Source organism: Burkholderia sp. LS-044 (assembly GCF_004803625.1).
Taxonomy (GTDB): domain Bacteria; phylum Pseudomonadota; class Gammaproteobacteria; order Burkholderiales; family Burkholderiaceae; genus Burkholderia; species Burkholderia cepacia.
Genome location: NZ_SSWO01000008.1, coordinates 321,756 through 345,600 on the forward strand (window position 1 = coordinate 321,756; position 23,845 = coordinate 345,600).

Annotated in this window: 19 protein-coding genes; 4 read left to right on the forward strand and 15 right to left on the reverse strand. The window is 70.0% G+C overall.

Translation table 11 applies throughout. The annotated features are described in order from the left end of the window. Positions 1–69 precede the first annotated feature (69 nt). Positions 70–984 (reverse strand): AraC family transcriptional regulator, encoded by a 915-nt coding sequence (locus E9536_RS22535; RefSeq protein ID WP_027792615.1) that lies wholly within the window; start codon positions 982–984, stop codon positions 70–72. 411 nt (positions 985–1,395) lie between these two features. Here E9536_RS22535 and E9536_RS22545 point away from each other — a divergent pair, with 411 nt between their 5' ends. From E9536_RS22545 to E9536_RS22555, 3 genes are all read left to right on the forward strand, one after another. Beyond that, positions 1,396–4,302, forward strand: coding sequence for a winged helix-turn-helix domain-containing protein (locus E9536_RS22545; protein WP_136470676.1), 2,907 nt, complete (start codon positions 1,396–1,398; stop codon positions 4,300–4,302). A gap of 158 nt (positions 4,303–4,460) precedes the next feature. Further along, positions 4,461–6,350 (forward strand): amidohydrolase, encoded by a 1,890-nt coding sequence (locus E9536_RS22550; protein ID WP_168799557.1) that lies wholly within the window; start codon positions 4,461–4,463, stop codon positions 6,348–6,350. Between the two features lie 106 nt (positions 6,351–6,456). Next, positions 6,457–7,128: a phosphohydrolase gene (locus E9536_RS22555; RefSeq protein ID WP_136470677.1), complete on the forward strand. Its 672-nt coding sequence runs from the start codon at positions 6,457–6,459 to the stop codon at positions 7,126–7,128. Between the two features lie 79 nt (positions 7,129–7,207). On the opposite strand, the gene E9536_RS22560 is transcribed toward E9536_RS22555, so the two are convergent. The 14 genes from E9536_RS22560 to E9536_RS22625 all read right to left on the reverse strand — a co-directional run bounded on the left by E9536_RS22560 (position 7,208) and on the right by E9536_RS22625 (position 22,341). Beyond that, entirely contained in the window at positions 7,208–8,320 is a 1,113-nt protein-coding gene (locus E9536_RS22560; protein WP_136470678.1) for an alkene reductase, read from the reverse strand. Positions 8,321–8,493: 173 nt separating this feature from the next. Beyond that, a complete protein-coding gene (locus tag E9536_RS22565) occupies positions 8,494–9,711 on the reverse strand; it encodes an MFS transporter (RefSeq protein WP_027792620.1) in 1,218 nt (405 codons plus the stop codon). 524 nt (positions 9,712–10,235) lie between these two features. After that, positions 10,236–11,153: a LysR family transcriptional regulator gene (locus tag E9536_RS22570; RefSeq protein ID WP_136470679.1), complete on the reverse strand. Its 918-nt coding sequence runs from the start codon at positions 11,151–11,153 to the stop codon at positions 10,236–10,238. Between the two features lie 75 nt (positions 11,154–11,228). After that, on the reverse strand, positions 11,229–13,490 hold the full coding sequence (locus E9536_RS22575) for a molybdopterin cofactor-binding domain-containing protein (RefSeq protein ID WP_060317661.1): 2,262 nt from the start codon (positions 13,488–13,490) through the stop codon (positions 11,229–11,231). Continuing rightward, positions 13,490–13,990 carry a (2Fe-2S)-binding protein gene (locus E9536_RS22580; RefSeq protein ID WP_124817479.1) on the reverse strand — a complete coding sequence of 167 codons (501 nt, stop codon included), beginning with the start codon at positions 13,988–13,990 and terminating at the stop codon, positions 13,490–13,492. The genes E9536_RS22575 and E9536_RS22580 overlap by 1 nt, the downstream gene beginning before the upstream one ends. Beyond that, on the reverse strand, positions 13,987–15,267 hold the full coding sequence (locus E9536_RS22585; protein WP_059693322.1) for a cytochrome c: 1,281 nt from the start codon (positions 15,265–15,267) through the stop codon (positions 13,987–13,989). Before E9536_RS22585 ends, E9536_RS22580 begins: the two co-directional genes overlap by 4 nt. Continuing rightward, on the reverse strand, positions 15,264–15,509 hold the full coding sequence (locus tag E9536_RS22590; RefSeq protein ID WP_124545382.1) for a hypothetical protein: 246 nt from the start codon (positions 15,507–15,509) through the stop codon (positions 15,264–15,266). The genes E9536_RS22585 and E9536_RS22590 overlap by 4 nt, the downstream gene beginning before the upstream one ends. A gap of 169 nt (positions 15,510–15,678) precedes the next feature. Next, positions 15,679–16,803, reverse strand: a complete 1,125-nt coding sequence (locus E9536_RS22595; RefSeq protein ID WP_136470681.1) for an FAD-dependent monooxygenase — start codon at positions 16,801–16,803, stop codon at positions 15,679–15,681. A gap of 151 nt (positions 16,804–16,954) precedes the next feature. Next, a complete protein-coding gene (locus E9536_RS22600) occupies positions 16,955–18,091 on the reverse strand; it encodes an amidohydrolase family protein (RefSeq protein ID WP_247873494.1) in 1,137 nt (378 codons plus the stop codon). A 28-nt stretch (positions 18,092–18,119) separates the two neighbouring features. Next, positions 18,120–19,778, reverse strand: coding sequence for a cation acetate symporter (locus E9536_RS22605; RefSeq protein WP_136470683.1), 1,659 nt, complete (start codon positions 19,776–19,778; stop codon positions 18,120–18,122). Beyond that, positions 19,775–20,134 carry a DUF485 domain-containing protein gene (locus E9536_RS22610; RefSeq protein ID WP_136470685.1) on the reverse strand — a complete coding sequence of 120 codons (360 nt, stop codon included), beginning with the start codon at positions 20,132–20,134 and terminating at the stop codon, positions 19,775–19,777. The genes E9536_RS22605 and E9536_RS22610 overlap by 4 nt, the downstream gene beginning before the upstream one ends. Before the next feature lie 86 nt (positions 20,135–20,220). Then, on the reverse strand, positions 20,221–21,447 hold the full coding sequence (locus E9536_RS22615) for an FAD binding domain-containing protein (protein ID WP_136470687.1): 1,227 nt from the start codon (positions 21,445–21,447) through the stop codon (positions 20,221–20,223). A gap of 1 nt (position 21,448) precedes the next feature. Then, on the reverse strand, positions 21,449–21,934 hold the full coding sequence (locus tag E9536_RS22620; RefSeq protein ID WP_136470689.1) for a VOC family protein: 486 nt from the start codon (positions 21,932–21,934) through the stop codon (positions 21,449–21,451). A gap of 134 nt (positions 21,935–22,068) precedes the next feature. Further along, complete coding sequence (locus E9536_RS22625; protein WP_027792630.1) at positions 22,069–22,341, reverse strand: UBP-type zinc finger domain-containing protein; 273 nt, start codon at positions 22,339–22,341, stop codon at positions 22,069–22,071. Positions 22,342–22,558: 217 nt separating this feature from the next. Here E9536_RS22625 and E9536_RS22630 point away from each other — a divergent pair, with 217 nt between their 5' ends. After that, positions 22,559–23,830, forward strand: a complete 1,272-nt coding sequence (locus E9536_RS22630; protein ID WP_027792631.1) for an FAD-dependent oxidoreductase — start codon at positions 22,559–22,561, stop codon at positions 23,828–23,830. The last annotated feature ends 15 nt before the right edge of the window (positions 23,831–23,845 follow it).

The window sequence follows — 23,845 nt, forward strand, 5'->3', positions numbered from 1 at the left end:
ATGTGCCGTGATGTGCCGTGTCGTGCAGTGAGGTGCGGGGCGCGCGCGTAGCGGTGGCGCGCGGCCGGGTCAGCGCGTCAGTTCGCGCCGCCAGGCGCCGGGCGGATGGCCGACGATGCGCGCGAACACGCGGTTCAGGTGGCTCTGGTCCGCGAAGCCGCAGGCGGCCGCGATTTCCGCGAGCGACATGTCGGTCGTCTCGATCAGTTGCCGCGCGCGGATCACGCGCTGTTCGAGCAGCCATTGATGCGGCGTGCGCCCCGTCGTGCGCGAGAACGCACGAATGAAATAGCCGCGCGACAGATCGCACTCGCGCGCGACTTCCTCGATCGACACGCCGAGATCGGCCTTCTCCATCAGCAGCTCTTTCGCGAGCGCCGTTTTCGCCGGCGACAGCAGGCCCTTGTGCTGCAGGTCGCGCGCGTCCGCGTTGCCGTACTGGCGCGCGAGATGCGCGCCGATCGCGAGCCCCATCTGCTCGACGAACAGCGCGTTCAGCACGCCGGGCTCGTCGAGGCTGTCGGCCACCGCGTGCGCGAGATGGCCCAGCACCTCGTCCTGTACGTCGGGCGCGCAGGTCAGGCCGCCGATTTCGGTGCCGTCGTGCTCGCGGCCGAGGCCGTCGAGATACGCGTGCGACAGCTCGACCAGCAGAAAGTCGAACTTGCCGTACAGGTCGGCACGAAAATTCCGGGAGAAGTCGCGAATGTAGATCGAGTTGTGCTGGAACCGCCGCTCGGAGCGGGATTGGCCGGTGCCGCCGTAGATCGTGCGCCGGTGCCCGCCGTTGAGCGACACGCCGATCAGGAAGCCGCGATCGCTGGCCGCCATCTCGATGCGCTCGAAGTGCTCGTCGCGCATGCATTTGCGATGGAGCGTGAGCCCGCCGACCGGGCGTTCGATGTCCTTGGACAGCAGGCTCGACAGGCAGCCGAGCGTGTCTTTCGGCCGTGCGGCCGGGGACGCGACGAGGGAATCTGGCATGGCGGAACAATCCTTCGATGGGGGGCGGCGCGCGAACATATTTACGCGAAGTTTAAACGGTGCATTCGACCGGCCCAAGTTAACTTGAATAAATGTCCACTTGCTGACGAAATGCTTGCCAGCGGCCCGACCCGCACCGCGCCGGCCTCGACGGGCACGCGAGCGCGCCGCCATGGCCAACGCGGGGCCGATGTCGCCCCATTTTCATTCGGCGCGGCGCCCGCCCGCGGGCGCGCCGGTGTGCGGGAGGCCAGCGCATTTTCCTTCAAGATTTTTGTTAATTCGGTGTTTACACTCAGTCCACATTTTGAGACTTTGCGCCCGGCCGGCAGCGCTGGACGGGTGTGCATTCCCGCCCTGGTGAACGGCCGTGTTCACATGGCGGTCATCGTGGGGAACCTGGAGGCGGCCATGATCCAGATCGGGACGTTGTCGGTGGATTTCGAGCAGCGTGACATTCGCCACCACGGCGCGTCGCTGCGTATCGGCGCACGCGCGCTTGACATACTTGAAGTGCTGCATCGCGCCAACGGTTCCGTCGTGTCGAAGGACGACATCATGGATGCCGTGTGGCCGGGCCTGATCGTCGAGGAAAACCGGTTGCAGGTCCACGTCGCGACGCTGCGCAAGGCGCTGGGCGCGGACCGCGACCTGATCAAGACGGTGCCGGGCCGCGGTTACCTGCTGATCGCGCCTCCCGCCGTCGCGCACGAGGCCGCGCCGCGCGCGGCCGCGTTGCCGGCCGATCCCGTCGCGGCGGCCCGCCCGGTTTCGCTCGTCGGGCGTCAGGCGGAGATCGGGCAGATCGTCGACATGATCGAGCGCGCGCCGGTCGTCACGCTCGTCGGGGCGGGCGGCATCGGCAAGACCAGCCTGGCCGGCCGCGTCGCCCACGAGCTGCGCGAGCGGTCCGGCGAACGCGTGCTGTTCGTCGCGCTCGCGAGCGCCGCGACGCGCGACGACGTGCTGCTCGCGATCGCCGCGGAACTCGGCCTCGAGACCGACGGCGTGCCGGGCATCGACCGGATCGCCGGAGCGTTCGCCGCATCGCCGGCCCTGATCGTGCTCGACAACGCGGAACACGTCGTCGATCTGGTGGCCGATCTCGTCGATACGCTGACGTCGCGCGCGCCGTCGCTGCGCGTGCTCGCGACGAGCCGCGAACCCCTGCATATCTCGGCCGAAGCCGTGTTTCGCGTGAGCCCGCTGGCGGTGCCGGACAGCGACGCGCCGCTCGACGAGATCGTGCGTCATTCGGCCGTCGAGCTGTTCCTCGCGCGGATCCGCGCCGCCACGCCCGACTGCGCGGTCGATGCGGCCGGCATCCGGCTGATCGGCGACATCTGCCGGCGCCTGGACGGGCTGCCGCTCGCGATCGAGCTGGCTGCCGCGCGCGTCGCGACGCTCGGGCTCGAGGCCGTCGCCGCGCGTCTGGACGACCGGCTGAACCTGCTGACCGGCGGGCTGCGATCGGCGCTGCCGCGCCACCAGACGTTGCGGGCGACGTTCGACTGGAGCTACGTGCTGCTGGATGCGGCCGCGCGCTCGCTGTTTCGCCGGATGGCGTGCTTCACCGGCCCGTTCACGTTCGATGCCGCGCGCGAGGTCGCGATGGATCCCGGGATGTCGGCCGCCGAGACGATCGCGGTGCTCGGCGAACTGGTCGCGAAGTCGCTGGTGACCGTCGAGTTCCACGGCGCGCACGCGCGTTACCGGTTGACGGAATCGACGCGCGCGTATGCGCTCGAGAAACTGCGCAACGAAGGCGAATTCGACCTCGTCGCCGAGCGTCATGCGTGCTACGAGCGCGAGCAGGGGGGGGCGCGGATGCAGGCGCCGGCGCCGGCCGCGGATCTCGCGAGCCCGCGTGTCGCCGCGGACGCACCGGCGCCGGCGCCGCGCGAGCCCGTCGCGGTCGAGCCGCGAGGGCACGAAGCGGACGCACTGGCGCTCGCGTTGCTGGAACCGGCGCGGATGCGCGAATGCGCGCATCCGGCGCGGCGGGCGCTCGACGCGATCGAGGCCGCTGGAACCGGCGATGCCGGCGGCATCGACGCGGCACGCGAGCTGCGCCTGCGCGCCGCTTACGCGACGGCGCTGCTGCATACCGACGGCGATACGCACGCGGCGGCCGCGATGTGGGACCGGACGCTCGTGCTCGCGGGCCGGATCGGCGACGAGGCGTTCGACGCGTGCGCGCTGGTCGGGCTGTGGAACACGATGCTGACGCGCTCCGACATCCACGAATCGCTGCGCTACGCGACGCGCTTCGAGCGCGCGGCCGAACGGCGCGGCGACCGGCCGCAGCGGCTGCTGGCGAACGCGATGGTCGCGACGTCGCTGCATTACTTCGGCGAACACGCGCAGGCCCGCGAGCGGCTGGAGGCCGCGACCGCCGGGCTGGCCGTGGCCGGCGAGCCGTCCTGCGCGGAAGCCGCGCTCGGGGTCGACGTCGCGACGCTCGGCCGCACGATGCTGATGCGGCTCGTCTGGATGCAGGGCGATCCGGAATACGCGATGCGGCTGGCCGCGCAGGCGGTCGAATCCGCGCGCCGCACCGGGTCGGGGCTGGCGCTGTGCGTCGTGCTCGGCGCGGCGGCCGTGCCGATCGCGCTGCGCTACGGCGATCACGACGTGATTTCCGACTATCTCGGCACGCTGCGCTCGACCGCGGAGGCGAACGGGTTCGACATCTGGCTCAGCCACGCGGAAGGCCTCGCCGGGCAGTTCGACATGCAGGCCGGGCATCCCGGCGCCGGTCTCGCGCGGCTCGAACCCGCGCTGCGGCGCATCGAGGCGAGCGGGTTCCGGCGCCTGCTCGCGCCGCTGGTCGTCGCGTACGCGGAAGGGCTGACGCGCACCGGCCGCGCGGCCGAGGCATGCGTGAAACTCGACGCGACGCTCGCGCGCTGCCGCGCGCACGGCGAGCATCTGTTCGTGCCGGAACTGCTGCGCGTCCGGGGGCTCGCGATGCTCGAGCAGGCCCGCACCGCGGAGCCCGATGCCGCGCTCGCGTACGAAGTCGAAGGGCACCGGCATCTGCTGACCGGGATCCATACCGCGAACGGGCAAGGCGCCGCGATGTGGGCGCTGCGCGGCACGCTCGATCTCGCCGATCACCTGATCGAGCGCGGGCGGACGGGCCAGGCGTCGTCGCTGGTGGCGAACCTGTCGGGGCATTTCGATCCGCAATCGCGCGCGTTCGACGTGCGACGGCTCGCGCGCCTGCAGAACTTCGTGCGCCCGGAGCCGGTACTGCCGGCGGGCCGGTCGCGCATGCGGCACGAGGCGGCGGATGCGATGCAGCAGGTGGCGTAACGGCATGCCCGGTTCGCGCAGGACGACACCGCGCCATCGCGCCGCGGCCCGTCGGTCCGATCGTTCAATGTTCAAGGGGGAGTGGATGGTCCGTGTATCGTCGAACCGGAGGCAGGCGGCATGCGGCCGCGTGCCGGCTCACGGCGCAAGCGGAGGGCATGACGGTGCTTAGGGCGACGGCATCCGCCGCGGCGGCGGACCTCATCGTATGCAACGGCAAGATCGCGACGCAGGACGACCGGCAGTCGTTCGTGACCGCGCTCGCCGTGAAGGACGGCCGGATCCTCGCGGCCGGCAGCGGGCACGACGTGATGCGCCATGCGCATGCCGGCACGCAGTGCATCGACCTGAACGGCCGCACCGTGATCCCGGGGCTGAACGATTCGCACCTGCACATGATCCGCGGCGGCCTGAACTTCAACCTGGAACTGCGCTGGGACGGCGTGCCGACGCTGGCCGACGCGCTCGCGATGCTGCGTCGCCAGGTGCTGCGCACGCCTGCGCCGCACTGGGTGCGCGTGGTCGGCGGCTGGACCGAATTCCAGTTCGCCGAAAAGCGCGGGCCGACGGCGGCCGAACTGAACGAGATCGCGCCCGACACGCCGGTCTTCATCATGCACCTGGGCGACAGCGCGCTGCTGAACGCGGCCGCGCTGCGCGCGATCGGCTACGGCCGCGACACGTCGAACCCGCCCGGCGGCGAGATCCAGCGCGATCGCCTCGGCCGGCCGACCGGCCTGCTGATCGCGCGCCCGGACATGGCCGTGCTGCACGAGGCGCTCGAACGGGCCCCGAAGCTCGGCCACGACGACCAGATGAATTCGATGCGGCATTTCATGCGCGAGCTGAACCGGCTCGGCGTGACGAGCGCGATCGACGCGGGCGGCGATTTCCAGGCCTTTCCGGACGACTACGGCGCGATCCTGGCACTCGCGCGGCGCGGCGAAATGACCGTGCGCGTCGCGTACAGCCTGTTCGTGCAGCATGCGGGGCGGGAGCTCGACGACTACGCGCGCTGGGTGACGCTCGCGAAACCCGGCGACGGCGACGCGTTCCTGCGGATGAACGGCGCCGGCGAGCTGCTGGTGTATTCGGCCGCCGATTTCGGCAATTTTCTCGAACCGCGCCCCGATCTGCCGGCGGCGCTGGAGGCCGAACTGGCCGCGGTGGTGCGGCTGCTGGTGCGGCACCGCTGGCCGTTCCGGCTGCATGCGACCTACGACGAATCGATCGGCCGCTTCCTGAACGTGCTCGAAGCCGTGAACCGCGAGACGCCGTTCGACGGCCTGCGCTGGTTCTTCGATCACTGCGAGACGATCACCGATGCGAACATCGCGCGCATCGCCGCGCTCGGCGGCGGCGTGACGGTCCAGCACCGGATGGCGTTCCAGGGCGAGTACTTCATCGCGCGTTACGGCGCGCAAGCCGCGATGCGCACGCCGCCGATCCGCGCGATGCTGGCGGCCGGGCTGCCGGTCGGCGCGGGCACCGATGCAACGCGCATCGCGAGCTACAACCCGTTCGTGTCGCTGTACTGGATGGTGTCGGGGCGCACGGTCGGCGGCACGGCGCTGTATCCGGAGCGCAACCGGCTCGGCCGGATGGAAGCGCTGCGCTGCTATACGGTCGGCAGCGCGTGGTTTTCCGGCGAGGACGACTGCAAGGGCGCACTGGTGCCCGGCCACTACGCCGATTTCGCGGTGCTGACGGACGACTACTTCACGATCGACGAAGCGCGGATCACGTCGCTGTCGTCGGTGCTGACGGTCGTCGGCGGCAGGATCGTGCATGCGGACGACGAGTTCGCATCGCTCGCACCGCCGCCGCCGGCGGTCAGCCCCGCGTGGTCGCCGGTCGCCGAATTCGGCGGTGCGGGCCGGCGTCGTTCGGCCGAGTCGGCTTCGCTGCGCGCCGCGTCCGGCGCGGGCCTGCCGGCGGCCGGTGCCGCGCGCGGGCTCGGGCGCACGTTCGTGCAGCGCCTGCATGCGGCCGCGATGGAAACCGCCGAGCAGTGCGAAGCATCGGGTTACCCCGGTTTCGCGTACTAGGCCGACGCCGTACCGGCCGCCGGCGTGCCCGCGCCGGCTGCGTCGGCGCGGGCCGCGCGAGGCATGGACAATTTTCCGCCCCCGGCGAGGGGCAGAAGGAGACGAGATGAGTTCTGCGCACACGTGCGCGTCGGCCGACGACGAAGTCGCCGGTGTCCGCATTCCGCGGACGCCGATGGCGATCGAAGCGGCCGAAGCAGCCCGCGCGTCGCTGCCGCGGGCGATCACCGGGCATGCGAGCCGGGTGTTCGTGCTTGCGTCGCTGGCCGCGCAGCGTGCCGGCGAGACCTGCGATGCCGATGCGCTTTACGTGGCCGCGATGTACGCGAACATGGGACTGAGCACCGCGTATGGCCGCTCGGCCGCGCGCTACGAGCTCGACAGCGCCGATGCCGCCGATACGTTCCTGCTGCGCCACCAGACGTCGCAGCGCCTGCGCGACGACGTGTGGCACGCGATCGCGCTGCATACGACGCCCGGCGTGGCCGCGCGCGTGTCGCCGCTCGCGCGCGTGCTGGCGGCCGCCGTCTCGACCGACCTGATGGCCACCGATTTCGACGCGTATTCGGCCGACGAGCGGCGCGCGCTGCTCGCCGCCTACCCGCGCGACGAAGGCTTCGGCGACGCGTTCCTCGATGCGGTCGCGCGCGGCGTCGCGCACCGGCCGGCGTCGACGTTCGGCACCTGGAGCGCCGACGTGCTCGAACGCGCCGATCCGGATTTCCACCGGCTGAATTTCTGCGGGCGCGTGCTCGGCGCACGCTGGCAGGACGCCTGACGGCGTCCCGCGGGTTCCGGCTGGTTCCGGCGGCGTGAGCCGGGTGCACAGGTGCTCGCGCGCCTGCGCACCCGGGCGCTTACGCATTCACGCCCGCCGCGTCGTGACGCGCATAGTCGACGTAGCCCGCGCGGTCGCCGCCGTACCAGCCGACCGCTTTCGGCGCGGCGAGCGGTGCGTTCGCCGCGAGGCGTTCGACCAGATCGGGGTTCGCGATGTACGCACGCGCGAACGCGACGAGATCGGCGTCGCCCGCGTCGATCAGCGCATTCGCGGCATCCGGCGCGATGCCGCCGTTGACGATCAGCGTGCCGCCGAAATGCTTGCGCGTGTTCGCGACGATGCGCGGCAGGTCGGGCTCGCCGCTCCAGCCGTTGGTGTCCGCCGCGTGCACATAGGCGACGCCGGCTTCGTCGAGCATGCGGCCGACGTACGCGTACGTCGCATCCGGATCCGCGTCACGCACGTTGTTGTATTTCGCGTACGGCGAGATGCGCACGCCCACGCGGCCGAGCGGCATCACGGCGCCGACCGCGTCGACGATCTCCTCGAGGAAGCGCGCGCGGTTCGCGACCGAGCCGCCGTAGCGGTCGTCGCGGCGGTTCAGCGTCGACGACAGGAACTGGTGCGGCAGGTAGCCGTTGGCCGCGTGGATCTCGACGCCGTCGAAGCCGGCCGCCATCGCGCGTACGGCCGCGTCGCGGAATTCGTCGACCGTGTCGGCCACCTCGCCCGTCGTCATCGCGCGCGACGGCGTCGCGTGAATCTTCGTGTAATAGCCGTTCTGCAACTGCGCCCACACCTGCAACTGCTCGAGATCGTCGTTGACGCCGGACGGCGACAGCGGCGCATCGCCGCCGAGCAGCGTCAGCGAGCTCACGCGGCCGCCGTGCCACAGCTGCGCGAAGATCCGGCCGCCGTTCGCATGCACGGCGTCGGTGACCTGCTTCCAGCCGGCCGCCTGCTCGTCGGTGACGAGCCCCGGCGTCAGTTCGAACGAAGCGGACGCCGGGCTGACGTTGGTCGCCTCGGTGACGATCAGGCCGGCGGACGCGCGCTGCGCGTAGTACTCGGCCATCAGTTCGGTCGGCTGGCCGCGCGACGGCGCGCGCGAGCGCGTCATCGGCCCCATCACGACACGGTTGGGAAGCGGCAGGCCGCGCAGGTCGTAGTGGCTGAGCAGGGAAGACATGATGGATTCCTTTTTGCGGGAGGCAGGGCGGCGCCGCGTGTCGCGTGGTGGCGACCGGTCAGGCGGCGAGCCCTGCGGAAAGTTCGGGAAAGAAAGACGGGGGTAACGTGCCGGCAGCGTTCCGGCGCGAGCGGCCCGAAGGGCGCCGCGCGTGAACCGGTGCCGGCGCCGGTTCAGGACTGGGCGTGGCGTCGTGCGTGCGGACGCCCGATCGCGAGGTAGTGGGCGAGCGCGACGACCGGGAACGCACCGGCCACCGCGGCCACGAGCGGCCAGCCGCCGTGTTCGTACAGCGGGCTCGCGAGCGCGGAGCCGATCGCGCCGCCGACGAAGATGCTCGTCATGTACAGCGCGTTCAGCCGGTTGCGGCTTGCCGCGTGCAGCGCATAGATCTCGCGCTGGCCGAGCACCATGTTCATCTGCACCGCGAAGTCGAGCACGATGCCGGTGACGACGAGGCCATACAGGCCGGCGCCGTGGATCAGCGCGACTGCGTACGACAGCGCGCCGGCGACCAGCGCGATCAGCGTCGCCCGCACGCCGTGGCCGGCATCGGCGAGGCGGCCGGCGACCGGGGCCGACGTCGCGCCGATCGCCCCGACCAGCGCGAACAGGCCGATGGCCGATTGCGACAGCCCGTAGTGGCGCGTGAGCTCGACCGGCACGGCGGTCCAGAACAGGCTGAACGACGCGAACATCAGGCCCTGGTAGAACGCGCGATGGCGCAGCACCGGCATCGTGCGGACCAGGTGCAGCAGCGAGCCGATCAGCTCGAAATAGGTCGCGCGGTGATCGGGCTGGCGCGACGGGATCGTCAGCGCGAGCACGGCGGTCACGAGCGTCATCAGCACCGCGGCGGCCGCGAACACGAAGCGCCAGCCGAACGCGTCGGCCACCACGCTCGACAGCGGGCGGGCGAGCAGGATGCCGAGCAGCAGCCCGCCCATGATCGTGCCGACCACGCGGCCGCGCGAATGATCGGGCGCGAGGTGCGCGGCGAGCGGCACCAGGATCTGCACCGCGACCGAGCTGAAGCCGATCAGCAGCGAGATCGCGAGGAACAGCCCGGGCGTCTGCACGACGGCGGCCGCCGCGAGGCTCGCGATCGACACGACGGCCGTGACGATCATCAGCTTGCGGTTCTCGAGCAGGTCGCCGAGCGGCACGATGAAGAACAGGCCGAACGCATAGCCGATCTGCGTCAGCGACACGATCAGGCTCGCGGTTGCGCCGGACATGTGCAGGCTGGGCGCGATGAGTTCGGTGATCGGCTGCGCGTAGTACAGGTTCGCAACGATCGCGCCGCAACTGAACGCGAACAGCAGGATGAGGCCCTGCGTGAGCTTGGCTGCGTGCCCATGGGCCGCGAGCGGGGTGGATTCTGCTGACATGGTCGACTCCTTCGAAAGAGATGTCGGGTGCCCGGTCGTCGGGCGGGCGTGATGGGATACGGTGTTCGGTTGTTCCGGTGTTCGCCGCGGCGAAACGCAAGCCGCCGCATTGCCGTCAAGGTTATTGATCGAGCGATAACAAGAGAATACGGCCGGCGCGCAATCGAGCTTTGCGTGCCACGCAAAGGGGTCGGAGCGCGTGCGGGTTCATGTGAGGGGGGCGAGGCCGAGACCGGTCGCGAGCCGCATGCCGGCGAGGGCGGCCGCTGCGATGCGGCCCGTGCGCGAACGCGGGGTCGAGGACATCGAAAACGTCCTGGACGGACGGGCCGGCGGTCGCGATCGTCATGTCGGGCCTCTCGAAACGGGCCTCCGGCGCGGATATCGCGGATCGCAAGGCCCCTGAGAGCAGTCTGGATCGGGCGGACTGAATAGTCCTAAACCGCGTCTTAATTCACTTGATCGATGCGGTGCGCGCGGGGGCGCGGCCGCGCGGTTTCAGCGACGGGCATCGACGGCGGGCGTCAGCGGCGCTGCCCCTGCAGCGTCGGAATCTGCGCGAACAGCCCGGCGAGCCAGTCGACGAACACCTTGAGCTTGACGGGCGTATGCCGGTTGGGCGGATACAGGATCGAGATCGGCCGCGGCGGCGTGTTGAAATCGGTCAGCACCTCGCGCAGGCGCCCCGATTGCAGGTACGGCTCGACCAGGTACAGCGAGGTCTTGATCAGGCCGATGCCGGCGAGGCCGCATGCGATGTAGGTGTCGGCATCGTTGACCGCGACGGCGCCGCACATCTGCATGATGCGCGTTTCGCCGTCGACCACGTAGTCCCACGGCCGCGGCCGGCCCGTATCGGCCGACATGTGGCTGACCGCGATGTGCTGCGTGAGATCGTCGACGGTTTCGGGCGCGCCGCAGCGTTCGAGATACGCGGGCGCCGCGCACGTGCAGGTGGTCAGGCTGCCGATCCGTTTCGCGACCAGCCCCGAGTCATCGAGCGCGCCGATGCGCACGACGCAATCGACGCCTTCGCCGACGAGGTCGATCTGGCGGTCGGTCACGCCGAGTTCGACCGAGATGCCCGGATGCGCGGCGAGAAACTCGGGCAGCGCGGGCACCATGATCTGCTTGGCCATCGCCGGCGGCAGGTTCACCTTCAGGCGGCCGCGCGGCACGTTGCGAGCCTGCGAGACGGCCGCCTCCATGTCGTCGATCTCGCGCAGCACGCCGATGCAGCGCTCGTAGTAGGCCTGTCCGTCCTCGGTCAGCGAGATCCGGCGGGTGGTGCGGTTCAGCAGCCGGCAGCCGAGATGCTGTTCGAGCGTGCTCAGCAGCGCGGATACGCGCGGCGTCGTCAGCCCGGTCGTGTCGGACGCGCGCGTGAAGCTGCCCGTTTCGACGATGCGCGTGAACACGCGCATCGAAAGCAAGGTATCCATCGTTCGGAAATCTCCAGCCTGTTCGTTGCCTGCGCCGGTGCATGCCGGCGCGGCTTTTATGTCGGGGTACCGCCGCTACGCGTCGATGCGCTTCCTGAGCCCGTCGCCCGCGAACGGCATTTCGCGCATCCGCTGGCCCGTCGCATCGAAAATCGCGTTGGCCAGCGCACCCGCGGTCGGCCCCATCGACGCCTCGGCCGCGCCGAGGAACGGCGCGCCCGGGCGGTTGATCAGGTGCACCTTGATGCTTTGCGGTGCCGTGCCGAAACGCAGGATCGGGTAGCTGCTCCAGTCGAAGCTGCGGATGCGCTGCGTATCGTATTTCAGCGCCTCGTACAGTGTCCAGCTCGCGGCCTGCACGATGCCGCCTTCGATCTGGTTGCGGATGCCGTCCGGCGACACGACCTGGCCCGCGTCGACGGCCACTTCCGCGCGCTCGAGCGTCACGTGGCCCGTTTCCGGCACGACCGTGATCTCGACCGCCATCGCGACGTAGGCCATCAGGTTCTTGTATTTGCCGAACGCGAAACCGACGCCGCGGTTGCGTTCGCGCGGCGGCCGGGGCCAGCCGAATTTCGTCGCGGCGAGCTTGATCACCTGGCTCGCGCGGTGATCCTGCAAGTGCCGCAGCCGGAATTCGACCGGATCGACGCCGGCGGCGTGCGCGAGCTCGTCCATGAAGCTCTCGATCGCCCACACGTTGGTGTGCGCGCCGAGCGAGCGCATCGCCGAGGTCTGCAGCGGCATCGTCGGCGAGAAGTTGTTGACGATGTGCATGGTCGGCAATGCGTACAGCGGGATCGCGTTGCGATCGCCGCCGCCCTCGGGCTGCAGCATCGGCGTCGACGGCGCGGGCACGAACGGCGGCTCGAGCATCCGCGCGGGCAGCAGCCGGCCCGCATTGACGATCCGTTCGTTGTGCGAGCTGCTCCACAGCGCGTAGTTCCAGTCGACGATATGGCCGCTCGCGTCGAGCGACGCGCTGAGCTCGGTGACCATCGCGGGCGTGAAGTGGTCCCACGTATGTTCCTGCTCGCGCATCCATTGCACGCGGATCGGCTTGCCGGGCAGCGCCGCCGCGATCAGTGCCGCATGCGCGGCCACGTCGTCCGCGCCGTTGTGCCCGTAGCAGCCGGAACCCTCGGTGTGGATGCAGCGCACGTTCGCCTTCGGCATCGACAGCATCTCGGCGAGCGCGTCGCGCAGCGGATACACGCCCTGCGAGTGGGTCCACACGGTCAGCATGCCGTTCTCGAGATGCGCGACCGAGCACGACGGCCCGATCGAGCCGTGCAGCAGGTAGTTCTTCAGGAACGTCGCGGACAGCGTTTTCGTGGCCGGCGCGGTGTTGCCCTTCGTGTTCGCGATCTCGATGCGCTGCGTCGCGATCCGCTTCAGGTCCTGGTGCACGGTGCCGCGCTCGGGCAGCGCGCGGCCGGCCGACCAGCGGCTGCCGGCGGCCAGCGCGCGCTGCGCGACGACCGCCTGCCATTCGCCCTGCGCGACGACCGCGAGCATGCTGCCGTTGCGCACGATCCGCACGACACCGGGCATCTTCAGGATCGCGGCTTCGTCGAACGACAGCAGCTTCGCGTCGTACACGGGCGGCATCACGACACGCGCGTGCAGCATGCCGGGCAGCTCCATGTCCTGCACGTAGCTGACGCCGCCCGTGACCTTGTTCGGAATGTCCACGCGCGGCAGCGACGTGCCGATCACCGAGAACGTGGCCGGCGGCTTCAGCGGCGACGTCGGTGTCGCGTTGCGGTGCAGGTCGACCGTGCGCACCGCGTCGCCGTAGCGCATCGTGCGGCCGTCCGGCGCCTTGATCACCGCGTCGGCGACGGTGAGCGTGCGCGCCTCGACGCCGAACTGTTTCGCCGCGCCGTCGACCAGCAGCCCGCGCACCTGCGCGGCCGCGTTCAGCAGCGCGGAGCCGCTGTCGGCCATCGTGTGGCTGCCGGCCGTCAGGCCCTCGTCCGGCGATGCGCCGGTGTCGGCCGTCAGGAACGTGATCAGCGAGGGCTTCATGTTCAGCTCCTCGGCCGCCACCTGCAGCAGCGCGGTCCGCACGCCGGTGCCGAGCTCCACCTTGCCGGTGAACACGGTGACCTTGCCGTCGGGCGTGATCTTGATCCATGCGTCCAGCAGCGGGTTGGTCTTCAGGCTGCCGGCCAGCGTTTCGGTCGCCTTGGCGACGTGGACGGCGGCGCCTTCGTCCGCGATCACGAGCTGCGCGGCGGCACGCGTGACCGGCGCGAGGCTGAACGCGACGAAGAGCGCGCCGGAAACCATGAAGTGCCGGCGGCTTTCGTCGATGTCGTCGGGTGGGTTCATCAGAGTCCCTTGCTGATCATGACGGGCGCGGCGGCCGGCTCCGGGTCGGGCAGGCCGGCGACCTGGCGGATCGCCGCCAGGATCCGCATGTGCGTGCCGCAGCGGCACAGGTTCGGTTCCATCTGGGTGCGCAGTTCGTGTTCGGTGGGTTTCGGGTTGCGCTCGAGCAGCGCCTGCGCGCGCATGATCATGCCCGCGATGCAATACCCGCACTGCGCGGCCTGGTGATCGATGAACGCCTGCTGCAGCTTGCCCGGATGCCCGGCGGTGCCGAGGCTTTCGACGGTCCGCACGCGGCGCTCGCCGAGCGCGGACACCGGAATCAGGCACGAGAACATCGGCTTGTCGTCGACGATCACGGTGCATGCGCCGCATTGCCCGAGGCCGCAGCCGAACTTCGCGCCGTGCAGGTGCAGGTCGTTGCGCAGCGCGTACAGCAGCGGCGTGGATGGGTCGATGTCGAGCGTGTGCCGCACGCCGTTGACGGTGAGGGTGATCATCGCGCGCTGTCCTCCTTTCTGAGCTTCGCGGCCAGGGTGTCGACGCCGCTCCACGCGGGACGATCGGAATACGTTTCCCGCAGGTACGCGGCGAGGTCCGCGATCTGCGCGTCGTCGTACTGGTCGATGAACGACGGCATGTAGTTCAGCGTGTCTTCGCCGTGCCAGCCGATCCCGTTGAACATCATCTGGATCGCGTTGCGCGGCGTATCGGCGGCGACGGCCGTGCTGAACGCGAGCGTCGGCCGCTCGCCGATCGACTGCATCGGCGCTGCCGGCCCGTGGCACTGCGCGCACGACGCCTGGAACAGCACCGCGCCGCGCTGGCCGGCGGGCGTCGTCGGGCCGTGTCCGGCACCGGCGGTCGCGGGCCGGGCGGCCGCCGGCTTCTGGATCGACAGGATGTACGCGGCGATCGCCTCGACGTCCTCCTGCGGCACGGTCGCGAGATCGCGCGTGACGGGCAGCATCGGGCCGGCCGCCGCGCCGTGCTCGCTCGCGCGGCCGGTGCGCAGGTAGGTGACGAGCTGCGCCTGCGTCCACGGCTTGACCGCGCTGCCGAGCGCATTGAGCGGCGGCGCCTCCCAGCCGTCGACGATGCCGCCGTCGAACGCCTTGCCGGCCTGTTCGCCGCCGATCGCATTGAGCGGCGAATGGCACGACGCACAGTGCCCGAGGCCGTCGACGAGCAGCTTGCCGCGATTCCATTGCGCGGATTGCGACGGGTCGGGCCGGTACGCGCCTTCGCGCAGGAACAGCACGTTCCAGAACGCGACCAGCGGCCGGAAGTTCAGCGGGAAGATCAGGTCGTTCGGCGGCGTTTTCGTCCGCACCGGTTCGCGGGTCATCAGGTACGCATAGGCGGCCGTGATGTCGTCGTCGGACATCCGCGTGAAGTGGATGTACGGAAATGCCGGATAGAGCGGATGGCCGTCGCGGGCGATCCCGCTGCGCAGCGCGCGTGCGAACGCATCGCGCGACCAGCGGCCGATGCCGGTGTCGGCATCCGGCGTGATGTTGGTCGCGTAGATCGTGCCGAACGGCGTCGCGAGCGGCAGCCCGCCGGCGAACGGCTTGCCGTCGTTCGCGGTGTGGCACACGACGCAATCGCCGAGCGCGACCACGCGCGCGCCGGCGCGAACGAGTTGCGGATCGAACGATGCGCGGGCGGGCGGATCGATCGGCGCGATCGACGGCTTGACCATGATGCCGATCGCGACCGCCAGGCCGACGACCGCGATGCCGGCCGCGCCGAACCAGAGTCGTTTGTGCTTCATGCGCGCTCCACGCGAACCGGTTCGCCGGCGATCATTCGAGCGGCGGGGCAATGGCGCGGATGCCGGCCGCGCGCGACGGCGCGGTTTCGGCTGCCGCGGCACGCGGGGCAGGATGGAAGGTCGGGCTCGCGCGTGCCGGTGGCGGTCGTTCCGGTCGGCGCGGCCGGATGACGGCGGCGCATCGCCGGGCGATCCGGCCATGGCGAGGCGGCCCGGTGGCAGCGGTTCGCGGCGGAGATCATGTCGTTGCTCCAGGTATGGGGAGGCCGCGCGGGCAATGGCGCAATCGCGTCATCGTGTGCGAGGCGGATGATGGAGGGCAGTCTACGTGGGCGTCGGCGGCATTTCCTGAAACTGCGCTGAAACGTTCTGAACTCCGCCGCGACGTGGCCCGGCGCGGGCGCCGCCGCGTCAGCGCGGCGTGCCGAGGCCGAACGCCGCGGCCAGCTGCGGGCCCTTCTCGAGCAGCGACGTCACTTCGTCGCGCCGTCGCGCCGACCATTGCGCGAGGCGCGCGACGACGTCGGTCGCGTCCGCCGGCAGCGCTTCGGCGAGCGACACCGCATCACTCGCGGCCTTCGACGTGCCCGATGCGGTATGCGGGCGCACGGTGCACGCCGCATCGCCGATCAGCGCGACGCGGCCATCGACGAACGCGGGGCTCAACGCATCGAAGATCGCCTGGTTGAACGGCATGCGCGTCGCGTGCACCAGTTGCGCGAGCAGGGCCGGCAGGCGTTCGCCGGCGAGTTGCCGCAGCGTCGCGACGACGTCGTCGGCGAGCTGCCCCGGATGCACGGACGCGTGATGGACGTGGCCGGCCCGATCGGTCAGGTGGCGGCGCAGCGTGTCGCGATCGGCTTCGTTGCGATACCACAGCCAGTTGAAGCGGCGCGTGCCCGGCACGAGCGAGCCGTCGAGCGCGGGAATCAGGAACGCCATGAACAGCTCGCCCGGCGCCTTGTGCAGCGTCATGTTCTCGACCAGCGGCGCGATCGACGCGGCGTCGAAATCCGCTTCGTCGACGATCCCGCGCCACGCGAGGTAACCGGCGAACGACGGCGCGTAACCGGGAAAGAGCTGCGCGCGCAGGGTCGAGCCGGCCCCGTCGGCGGCGATCAGCACGTCGGCGCGGAGGCGCTCGTCGCCGAGGTGGACGTCGACGCCGTCCGCGTCCTGGTCGAAGCCGGTGACCGTGCGGCCGTACCGGATGCCCCCGTGCGGCAGCGTTTCGCACAGCGAGCGGTAGACGGCGTCCCACGACGAAAACGGCAGCATCTCGGGCTCGTCGCGCGTGACGATGCCGTCGCGATCGATCCAGCGCCGCCGGTGTGTCGGCACGCTGATCGCGTGGCGGCAATGCCGGCCATGCTGTTCGAGAAACGCCATCATCCGGCGCAACACGGCCACGCCGCCGCCCTGGCCGCGCAGCGGCGACGGCGAGCGTTCGCAGACCGTCACGTCGTGTCCGACGCAGTCGAGCGTCAGCGCGGCCGCGAGACCGGCGATCGATCCGCCTGCAATGACTATCTTCATCGTGGGTGACTCCGGTGTGCGGCCGATGGCGTGCGCCGTCGGCCAGGCGTCGTGATGCACGGCGCCGCGCGCCTGCGGCCACGGCTGCTGCGGATCTTGCCATGTCCGGCCGCGGGCTGCGCCGACGGTGCAAGCGCCGCGCGCCGACCCGCTAGATCCGCAGCAGCTTGCCCGCATTGCCGCCGAGGATCATCGCGCGCTGCTGCGCGCTCAGGTCGACACGGTCGAGAAAGCGCACCGGCTGCTCGTAGCCCATGTCGAAACAGTAGTCGCTGCCGAGCACGAGCCGGTCCACGCCGACGTTCTCGATCAGGAAGTTCAGCACGGGGCCCGAATGCGACACCGTGTCGTAGCTGAAGCGCCGCAGGTAGCTGCTGGGTTTCTGCGCGAGCCGGCGCGTTTCGGGCCGCACGGTCCAGCCCGCGTCGAGGCGCCCGACGAGGATCGGCAGCGCGCCGCCCGCGTGCGGCAACGTGATTTCCAGCGTCGGGTAGCGGTCGAGCACGCCGCCGAGGATCAGGTGCGAGCCCGCGATCGCGGTATCGAACGGGTTGCCGAGCAGGTTGCTGAGGTAGAAATCGCCGAGCCGCGCGCCGCCGACCGTCTGCTGCGGATGCAGGAACACCGGCAGGCCCAGCTGCTCGATGCGGGCGAACACGGGCGCGAACAGCGGATCGTCGAGATCGCGGTTGTCGATGTTGGTGCCCATGTACACGCCGCGCACGCCCGGCAATTGCGCGGCGCGTTCGAGCTCGTCGATCGCGTCGGCCGCGTTCAGCATCGGCAGCGTCGCGAGCACGACGAAGCGCGTCGGGTGCCGCTGGTAGACGCGCGACGCCGACGCATTCCAGTCGCGCGCGAGCTTCGCGTTGAACGGCCGGTCGCCCCAGTACGCCATCGGCACGCTGAGCGACAGCGCCTGCACGTCGACGCCGGACGCATCCATGTCCTTGAGCCGCGCATCGACGTCGATGAACTTCATCGGCAGCGGGCCGAGGCCGCCGGCGGGCGTGCGGAACGTGAACGACGTGTCGTCGCACACGAACGAGCCGCCGAAGCGCTTGCCTTCGCCGCCGACCAGGTTGCAGAAGCTCTCCGGGTAGTAATGCGCGTGGATGTCGATCGAGCGCGGCCGTTGCGGCGGCGGCGCGGCCGGGGTATCGGCGCTGCCGGCGGCCGACGCGGACTGTCCAGCGACGGCGGTGCCCGCGAACGCGGCGAGCGCGCCGAGCAGGCGGCGGCGTCCCGGCGACGGGCAGCAGGTGCAATTCAGCATGGTGTCTCTCATGGTGTATCGAGGGTGCGTGACGTGCGGCTCAGCCGCGTTGCGTGATGGTCGTGGTGGTGCCCGCCGTGAGGCCCATCTCGCACGCGACGAGTTGCGTGTCGAACTGCGCGCGCTCGCGTTGCGCACGCGCCGAGCGATCGGTGACGGAGAACAGGACGACGCCGGCGAAGGCCGCCGCCATCGAGAACAGCGCCGGGTATTCGTACGGATAGACCGCGTGCGCATGGCCCAGTACCTGGACCCACACGGTCGGGCTCAGCACGGTGAGCGTCACCGCGGTGGCGAGCCCGAGCAGGCCGCCCAGCACCGCGCCGCGCGTCGTCAGCCCGCGCCAGTAGATCGAGAGCAGCAGCACCGGGAAATTCGAGCTGGCCGCGATCGAAAACGTGAGGCTGACGATGAACGCGATGTTCTGCTTCTCGAACGCGATGCCGAGCAGGATCGCGAGCACGCCGAGCACGACGGTCGTGGCGCGCGCCACGCGCATTTCGTCCCGGTCGGATGCCTGACCGCGCCGCAGCACGTTCGCGTAGAGGTCGTGCGAGATCGCCGACGAACCCGCGAGCGTGAGCCCGGCGACCACGGCCAGGATGGTCGAGAACGCGACCGCGCAGATGAAGCCGAGGAACACGTTGCCGCCGACCGCGTGCGCGAGGTGGATCGCCACCATGTTCGCGCCGCCGGCGATCGCGCCGGACGCGTCGTGGTACTGCGGGTCCGACGCGACGAGCGCGATGGTGCCGAAGCCGATGACGATGATCAGCACGTAGCCGGCGCCGACGATCCCGGTTGCGTAGAGGATGCTCTTGCGGGCCGCCTTGACGTCGCTGACCGTGAAGAAGCGCATCAGGATGTGCGGCAGGCCCGCAGTGCCGAAGATCAGCGCGAGGCCGAGCGACACGGCCGAGACCGGATCGGACACCAGCCCGCCGGGGCGCATGATCGCCGCGTGTTTCGGGTGAACGAGAATCGCCTGCGCGAACAGCGCGTCGAGACTGAAGCCGAAACGGCTCAACACCATGATCGCCATGAACGCCGCGCCGGCGAGCAGCAGCACGGCCTTGATGATCTGGATCCAGGTGGTGGCCAGCATCCCGCCGAAGAACACGTAGACGACCATCAGCACGCCGACGATCAGCACCGCGACCGTGTAGTTCAGGCCGAACAGCAGCTCGACCAGCTTGCCCGCGCCGACCATCTGCGACACGAGATACAGCAGCACGATGACGATCGAGCTCGACGCCGCGAACGCGCGGATCGGCCGTTGCCGCAGGCGATACGACACGACGTCGGCGAGCGTGTACTTGCCGAGGTTGCGCAGCGGCTCGGCGATCAGGAACAGGATGATCGGCCAGCTCGCGAGAAACCCGACCGAATAGATCAGCCCGTCGTAGCCGCTCGTGAACACCAGCGCGGAGATGCCGAGCAGCGACGCGGCCGACATGTAGTCGCCGGCGATCGCCCAGCCGTTCTGGAACGCGGTGATCTTGCCGCCCGCCGCGTAGTGATCGGCCACGCTGTGGTTCTTGCGCGCGGCCCAGCGCGTGATGAAGAGCGTCGACGCGACGAACACGACGAACATGCCGATCGCGACCGGATTGTGCCCGTGCGCGAGCGCGGCGGGGCCGGCCGCGAACGCCGGTGCACAGCTGCAAGCGGCGAGCAGTGCGGGGAGCAGGCGTTTCATGATGCGTCTCCGTGGCGAAGGGCCGCGACGACCGTGTCGTGCACCGCATTGGCGCGGAACACGTAAAGCGCGACCAGCGCGAACGTTGCGACGAACATGCCGAACCCGACCGGGATGCCCCACGGAGTCGGCCGGCCCGGCACGATCGGCGCGCCGAGCAGCGTCGGCGAAAACGCCAGCGTCAGGATGAACGCGAAATAGAGGGCGAGCATGACGAACGTCAGCGACCAGGCGAACAGCCTTCTGCGCCGGACGTGCTCGCGAAAGCGGGCATCGCGCAGCAGCGGATGCGTGGCATGTGACGGTGCGGCCGGTTCGGGCGCGGTGCCGGCGGTAGCCGAAAGCGGGTGGTTCACGGTGTCTCCTTCTCATCTGGAATGGCCTGGCATGGCTTGGCTTGGCGACGGGCGCCGCGCGTGTCGCGCACGGCGCCCGTGCGTGCTCAGAAATGCGGCGGGACGGCGGTTTCCCGCATCACGACTTCCGGCGTGCGATAGCGCTCGGCCATTTCGCGCTCGGTGTCGTTCTTCAGCTGCGCCTGCATGTAGGCGCCGAGGTGACGCGCGTGCTCCACGATCGCCGCGCCGAACGCCGTGCGCGTCTCGCTGTATTCGCACACCGCGTCGAGCGTGTCGGCGCGCGTGGCGAGTGCCGTGACGAGCGCAAGGGCATCGCCGGCGGCCTTCGTGACACCCATCCCGCAATGCGGCCGCGCGACGAACGCGGCGTCGCCGAGCAGTGCGATCCGGCCGAACGCCATGTTCGGCACTTCGAGGTCGTAGATCGGCTGGAACAGCGGCTGCGTCGCGCGCGCGACGACCTCGGCGAACTGCGGCGCCAGCAGCGCGTGGGCGGCGTCTTCCATGTCGTCGAGCACCTCGCGCCGGATCAGCGTCGGCGGAATGCCGCCAGCCCACAGCTTGCCGGTCGCGTCGGTGAGCAGGTTCGGCAGGTCGGTGTCCTCGCGGGTCGCGCGATACCACACGAAGTTGTAGCGGCGCTCGCCCGGCTTCGTGCTGTTGCCCTGGCCGGCGACCGGATAACCGAGGATCTGTTCGTGCGGCGGCAGGCCGAACGCGAAATTCCCGAACAGCGTCGCGTGGGTGGACTCCGACAGCCCGGGTTCGTCGACCAGCCCGCGCCACGCGACGTAGCCCGCATATTGCAGCCGCGCGTCCGGCAGGAATTTCTCGCGGATCGCCGAGCGGAAGCCGTCGGCCGCGATGACGAGGTCGGCATGCACGACCGAGCCGTCGGCGAGCGTGACCGACGCGTGCCCGGGGCCGTCCGCCACGTCGGTGACGACCGCGCCCGCGCGGTAATGCTGGTCGGGCAGCGCCGCGCGCAGCACGTGGTACATCTTGCTCCACGCGGTGAGCGTCTGCGGCATCCGCCGTTCCGATACGACGGTGCCGTCGCGGCCCAGCGTGATCCGCGACTCGACCTTCACGCCGATCGATGCGTCGATGCGCACGCCCGCGGCGCGCATCACGTCGAACAGTTCGGGGTGCGTGACGATCCCGGCGCCGCGGCCCGACAGCGCGTCGGGCACCCGTTCGAACACGTCCACGTCCCAGCCGTTGCGCAGCAGGAGATTCGCTGCAAACAGGCCGCCCAGCGAGCCGCCGACGATCGCGGCGCGGCGTTTGGTCGAAGTGCCGTGGTTCATGTCAGTCTCCGTGTGCTTGCGAGTCGCCGGCCGGTACGGTGGCGGGCAGTGCCAGCCCCGCGACTTCGGCGGCGGGGAAGTTGAGTTCGATCGTCACGCCGGACGGGTCCTCGATGAACACCTGGTGCAGCCCGAGGCTCGGCACGGTGCGATCGCGCCACGCGACGTGTTCGGCGCGTAGCGTGTCCCACATCGCCTCGACGCCGGTCGCGAGGAATGCGATGTGGTCGACCGTGCCGGTACCCGACGCCGGCAGCGCCTTGTCGCCGAGATAGGCCGCGAGCCCGTCCGGGTTGGCCGGGTCGACGCCGATGATGTGGACCGTGCCGTAATCGCTTTCGTCGCCGCCCTTGTAGAGCCAGGCGCCGGGAAAGTCGAACGGCGGCCGGTAGCCGCGTTTGAAGCCGAGCACACGTTCGTAGAACCGGCACGATCGCTCGAGATCGAGCGTGCGGATCGAGTAGTGCGCGAGTCTGGATACCGTCATGATGGACCTCTTGTTTATCGATAGATAAGTTATCGTTCGATAAATACTAGTCGAAAAAAGCGGCGAGAAGAAGCCGCGATCGAACCGTGTATACCCTCGGTCGAAAACGGTGCCGGATAGAGGTGCGCGGCGGGTTACGGCGTGATTTCGCCGGCCATCACATCGTCGGCATAGCACCAGACCCAGCGCTCGCCGGGCTCGATAGAACGGGCGAGCGGGTGCGTCGTTTCATGAAAATGCCGGCTGGCGTGACGGTTCGGCGACGAGTCGCAACAGCCGACATGCCCGCAGCTCAGACACAGGCGCAAATGCACCCATCTGCTGCCGGACTTCACGCATTCCTCGCAGTAGTCCTTGTCGGTGTTCAGGATGCGCGCTTCACCGAGATGGGTGCAGGTCGTGGCCATCTGTCGCTCCGATGCCGGCGCCGGGGGGCGCTCGCAGCGCGGCCGGCGCGAAGCTGCGAGCGGGGGGAACGCGATTCATTGTGGACGGCGCGCACCGCGCGCGAACCTTAATTCTTATGAAATGCGGCGGCCGCGGCGGCGATGACGACGTACAGTCACGCGTGCGGCCGGCGCGGGAGCCGGCCGGGATCCGACACGCGGTCACCGGGAGACGCTCATGGCGCAGTCGCAGCATGTCAAGGTCATCGGCCTGCCTCACAGCAAGGAGGCCTACGCGATCCGCGACTTCCTGAAGCGCGGCGTGGTCGAGTACGAATGGTGCGAGCTGACGTCCGACACCGATTGCGTGCGCGAACTGGGCATCGCGCCGCTGCGCGACGTCCGGTTGCCGGTGGTCGTGTTTCCGGACGGCACGTGCATCTACCAGCCGACGCTGCCGGAGATCGCCGCGAAGCTCGGCTGGGTCTCCCGGCCGCGCTTCATCGAGTACGACGTCTCGATTTACGGCGCCGGCCCGGCCGGCCTGTCGGCGGCCGTCTACGCGGCGTCCGAGGGGCTGCGGGCCGTCGTGATCGAACGCGACGCGATCGGCGGGCAGGCGGGCACAAGTTCGCTGATCGAGAACTACATGGGCTTTCCGGACGGCATCCCGGGCGCCGAGCTGGCGGAACGCGCGCGCCAGCAGGCGGTGAAGTTCGGCGTCGAGTTGCTGATGATGCGCGAGGGCGTGCATGCGACGTTCGTCGACGGCAAGATCCGCGTCGACATGGCCGACGGCTCGATCCTGACCGCACGCTCGAACATCTGCGCGACGGGGATCGAATACCGCAGTCTCGGCCTGCCCGACGAATCGAAGTTTCTCAACGCGGGCCTGTACTACGGCGCGGGATCGAGCGAAGCGCCGATGTGCGAGGGCAAGCACGTGTTCATCGTCGGCGGCGGCAATTCGGCCGGGCAGGCCGTGATGAACTTCGCGCGGCACGCGCGCGAAGTCACGATGATCGTCCGGGGCGCGTCGCTCGCGGCGACGCTGTCGCGCTACCTGATCGACCGGATCGAGCGCATGCCGAACGTGACGGTGCGCTACGGCACGACCGTCGACGCGCTGCAGGGCGACGGCCGGCTCGAGGCGATCGTGCTGCGCACGGAAGACGGCGCGCGCGACGTGCTGCCGGCCACGCACCTGTTCGTCTGCATCGGCGGCGCGCCGAACACCGAATGGGCGCGCGACACCGACATCATCCGCAATCCGGGCGGCTACCTGGTGACGGGCAGCGACCTGTACGACTGCCCGGACTTCGCGCGCGTGTGGCCGCTCGAGCGCCGGCCGTACTACCTGGAAACGAGCGTGCCCGGCTCGTTCGCGGCGGGCGACGTCCGTTCGGGATCGGTCAAGCGGGTGGCGTCGGCGGTCGGCGAAGGGGCGATGGCCGTCACGTTCGTGCACCGGTTCCTCGGCGAGGACGCGCACCGGCCGAGCGGAACCTGAATCGCGCGGCGCGGG

Excerpts from the sequence above, each read along its gene's own strand:
- E9536_RS22535 (WP_027792615.1), bottom strand. The coding sequence starts at position 984 with ATGCCAGATTCCCTCGTCGCGTCCCCGGCCGCACGGCCGAAAGACACG.
- E9536_RS22545 (WP_136470676.1), top strand. The coding sequence starts at position 1,396 with ATGATCCAGATCGGGACGTTGTCGGTGGATTTCGAGCAGCGTGACATT.
- E9536_RS22550 (WP_168799557.1), top strand. The coding sequence starts at position 4,461 with ATGACGGTGCTTAGGGCGACGGCATCCGCCGCGGCGGCGGACCTCATC.
- E9536_RS22555 (WP_136470677.1), top strand. The coding sequence starts at position 6,457 with ATGAGTTCTGCGCACACGTGCGCGTCGGCCGACGACGAAGTCGCCGGT.
- E9536_RS22560 (WP_136470678.1), bottom strand. The coding sequence starts at position 8,320 with ATGTCTTCCCTGCTCAGCCACTACGACCTGCGCGGCCTGCCGCTTCCC.
- E9536_RS22565 (WP_027792620.1), bottom strand. The coding sequence starts at position 9,711 with ATGTCAGCAGAATCCACCCCGCTCGCGGCCCATGGGCACGCAGCCAAG.
- E9536_RS22570 (WP_136470679.1), bottom strand. The coding sequence starts at position 11,153 with ATGGATACCTTGCTTTCGATGCGCGTGTTCACGCGCATCGTCGAAACG.
- E9536_RS22575 (WP_060317661.1), bottom strand. The coding sequence starts at position 13,490 with ATGAACCCACCCGACGACATCGACGAAAGCCGCCGGCACTTCATGGTT.
- E9536_RS22580 (WP_124817479.1), bottom strand. The coding sequence starts at position 13,990 with ATGATCACCCTCACCGTCAACGGCGTGCGGCACACGCTCGACATCGAC.
- E9536_RS22585 (WP_059693322.1), bottom strand. The coding sequence starts at position 15,267 with ATGAAGCACAAACGACTCTGGTTCGGCGCGGCCGGCATCGCGGTCGTC.
- E9536_RS22590 (WP_124545382.1), bottom strand. The coding sequence starts at position 15,509 with ATGATCTCCGCCGCGAACCGCTGCCACCGGGCCGCCTCGCCATGGCCG.
- E9536_RS22595 (WP_136470681.1), bottom strand. The coding sequence starts at position 16,803 with ATGAAGATAGTCATTGCAGGCGGATCGATCGCCGGTCTCGCGGCCGCG.
- E9536_RS22600 (WP_247873494.1), bottom strand. The coding sequence starts at position 18,091 with ATGAGAGACACCATGCTGAATTGCACCTGCTGCCCGTCGCCGGGACGC.
- E9536_RS22605 (WP_136470683.1), bottom strand. The coding sequence starts at position 19,778 with ATGAAACGCCTGCTCCCCGCACTGCTCGCCGCTTGCAGCTGTGCACCG.
- E9536_RS22615 (WP_136470687.1), bottom strand. The coding sequence starts at position 21,447 with ATGAACCACGGCACTTCGACCAAACGCCGCGCCGCGATCGTCGGCGGC.
- E9536_RS22620 (WP_136470689.1), bottom strand. The coding sequence starts at position 21,934 with ATGACGGTATCCAGACTCGCGCACTACTCGATCCGCACGCTCGATCTC.
- E9536_RS22625 (WP_027792630.1), bottom strand. The coding sequence starts at position 22,341 with ATGGCCACGACCTGCACCCATCTCGGTGAAGCGCGCATCCTGAACACC.
- E9536_RS22630 (WP_027792631.1), top strand. The coding sequence starts at position 22,559 with ATGGCGCAGTCGCAGCATGTCAAGGTCATCGGCCTGCCTCACAGCAAG.